The organism is Microcoleus sp. BM001215392 (genome assembly GCF_036700185.1).
GTDB lineage: Bacteria > Cyanobacteriota > Cyanobacteriia > Cyanobacteriales > Microcoleaceae > Microcoleus.
This window is the reverse complement of the sequence record NZ_JAUBOJ010000588.1, coordinates 1-2925: the sequence shown is the minus strand read 5'-3', so window position 1 is coordinate 2925 and position 2925 is coordinate 1. Positions and strand designations below refer to the sequence as shown.

General features: G+C 48.6%; 3 protein-coding genes. All 3 read left to right on the top strand.

Annotation, left to right across the window (positions count from 1 at the left end; genetic code table 11):
• The first annotated feature begins 130 nt into the window (after positions 1-130).
• The 3 genes from minC (at position 131) to minE (ending at position 2693) form a co-directional block, all read left to right on the top strand.
• Positions 131-928: a septum site-determining protein MinC gene (gene minC / locus QT974_RS33030; protein WP_333472587.1), complete on the top strand. Its 798-nt coding sequence runs from the start codon at positions 131-133 to the stop codon at positions 926-928.
• Between the two features lie 373 nt (positions 929-1301).
• A complete protein-coding gene (gene minD / locus QT974_RS33025; protein WP_333472586.1) occupies positions 1302-2108 on the top strand; it encodes a septum site-determining protein MinD in 807 nt (268 codons plus the stop codon).
• 204 nt (positions 2109-2312) lie between these two features.
• Positions 2313-2693 (top strand): cell division topological specificity factor MinE, encoded by a 381-nt coding sequence (gene minE, locus QT974_RS33020; RefSeq protein ID WP_333472585.1) that lies wholly within the window; start codon positions 2313-2315, stop codon positions 2691-2693.
• The last annotated feature ends 232 nt before the right edge of the window (positions 2694-2925 follow it).

Genomic DNA, 2925 nt, shown 5'->3' with positions numbered 1-2925 from the left:
ACCGATAAATTTTCGCCCAAATGCTACGCCCCTACATATACATTTCGACTTTTGCTCCAGATCTAATGACTAATGACCAATCGAGCTAATATTGATGTTAACCTGTCCCTACCCGAGATCGAACAGTCCCATGACACCCGATGCCTCAACAGCCGCTGCTGCCACCCCTCAATCAACACCCGAAGTTAGCTTAAATCTGCAAGTCCGACTCAAGACTGAAGATGGACAGCTATTGTTGCTACTTCCCCCAGAAACGAACAACGAAGCTGGAACTGGTACCGCATCGACTTGGGCTGAACTTTGCCAGCAGCTAAAAGTCAGGCTGAATGCTGGAGAACGCTTTTGGCAGCCGAATGCCGAAGTACAATTGATGGGCAGCGATCGACTTTTAGATATCCGCCAATTGCAAGAAATCGCCGATGCCCTCTCGGAAGCGGAACTGCAACTCAAACGAGTCCAAACCAGCCGCCGCCAAACGGCCGTTGCAGCAGCTACGGCAGGCTATTCTGTAGAACAGCAGCCTCCGGTTTCTGGGCTGAGTAAATCCGCCGAAAAACCGCAATCCCTGGCGGAACCTTTATATTTGCAGATGACAGTGCGATCGGGCGTAGAAATTCGTCACCCAGGGACGATCGTACTTTTGGGAGACGTAAATCCCGGCGGCTCAGTCGTCGCCGGAGGCGATATCCTGGTTTGGGGCCGTTTGCGGGGCGTCGTGCACGCGGGTGCTGGCGGCAACACCAACAGCGTGATTATGACCTTGCAGATGGAACCGATGGTGATTAGGATTGCTAAGTATGTTGCCAGAGGCCCAGAAGCCTCACCCGCTCAGTTTTTCCCGGAAGTCGCCTATGTGACGCCTCAGGGGATTCGGATCGGTAGAGCCTCTGATTTTGACAAATCGCAGTTAATGGGCGGTAATGGGTAATTAGTCATTGATTATTGGTTATTGGTTATTGGTTATTGGTCATTAGTCATTAGTCATTGGTCATACTATTTCTATTTAGGTCTGCGCTTGATAATTTGGTTTTAGCTAAATCAGTGAATCAAGAAAAATCGCAAATTTCAGTGCAAATTTAGAGAAAATTTGTAGAGCAATGAGAGTTATGAGTTTTGAGTGTTGAGTTGATTCAATGAATAATAGATTGATGCCCAATTGTCAAAAAACAATTGCCAACGAATGACAAATAAGAAGATTAATTGCTTATGACCAATGACCAATAACCAATGCCCAATGCCCAATGCCCAATGCCCAATGACCAATGCCCAATGACTAATTCCCAATAAATCTAAAATCGCTTATGGCTCGCATTATTGTTGTTACATCAGGGAAAGGCGGAGTCGGAAAAACCACCTCCACAGCCAATCTCGGCATGGCTTTAGCTAAGCGGGGGCGCAACGTTGCCGTAATTGATGCCGATTTCGGCCTCAGAAATTTAGACTTGCTGCTGGGCTTAGAAAACCGCATTGTTTACACGGCCTTAGAAGTTCTCGCCGGAGAGTGTCGCTTAGAGCAAGCTTTGGTGAAAGACAAGCGGCAGCCGCGCTTGGTGCTGTTACCGGCGGCCCAAACTCGGATGAAGGATGCCATCAGCGCCGACCAAATGAAGCAGCTTGTGGGGATGTTGGCACCAAAATATGACTATATTTTGATCGACTCTCCGGCTGGAATTGAGCAGGGTTTCCAAAATGCGATCGCCCCGGCGCAAGAAGGTGTGATTGTCACGACTCCAGAAATCGCTGCTGTCCGTGATGCCGATCGAGTCATCGGCCTGCTAGAAGCCAACAACGTCAAAAAAATTCAGCTCATCGTCAACCGGATCAGGCCTGCAATGGTGCTGGCAAATGATATGATGTCGGTGCAAGACGTGCGGGAAATCCTCGCCATTCCCCTGTTAGGCGTCGTTCCCGACGACGAGCGAGTCATCGTTTCCACCAACCGAGGCGAACCATTAGTCTTGTCGGAAATGGCCTCTTTAGCTGGAACAGCCTTCGACAATATTGCCCGCCGCTTAGAAGGCGAAAAAGTTGAATTTCTAGATTTAACTCCCCGTCGGGAAAATTTCTTTACTCGCCTCCGCAAGTTCTTAAATACTAAAATTATGTGATGTGCTGCCATATTGGCGATCGACCTTTAACATCACAAAAAGTAGCCCAAAAATTCCCCCAGTGACACCATTTCGCAAAAAGCATCAAACTGCTGCCCCCCTACTGCAAACCAGACGCGAATAAGTCATTCCCCAATCTCAAATCTCAAATCTCAAATCGACTGACTTTTTCTATGCCCAACCCTTGACAAACCCGCTCTACCCATGCTGTACACACTTCTCGAACGACTTTTCCCGCGCCTTCCTGACAACAGCCGCGACGATGTAAAGCGGCGCCTCAAACTGGTTCTAGCCCACGATCGGTCAGAGCTCAGCCCCGAAATGGTTGAGTCGATGCGCCGAGAAATTCTAGAGGTGGTGTCTCGCTATGTAGAAATAGATACTACTGAGTCGGAGTTTTCCCTCGCTAGCGATCAGCGGGCGACAGCATTGATTGCAAATCTCCCGATTCGGCGAGTCAGACCCGAGAATCAGGGGGAGAATTTGCCCTATAAATTGCCCGAGAAATTGCCGGAGAATCGACCTGAAAAGCAGGCTGAGTACGTACCGGAGTATGTAGTCGAAACTCTCCCCGAAACTGAGTGAGTGATAGGAATTGGGATTTTCTTGTCAGTAAACGAGTGCGATCGGCTCGCCATTGAAATTAAACTATCTCTCTACAATTAAAATCTTGTGGGGCGCCAACTCTTAGCGCGCCCCAAGTATGCGATTGAAATAGCAAAAAGCTTGCCCTCTCAAATCCGGTCAATTACCTAGAAGAAATGGTTTGATCGTTCGGAATGCGAGTCCGCATCTAAGAAAGGACTCGCATTCCGAA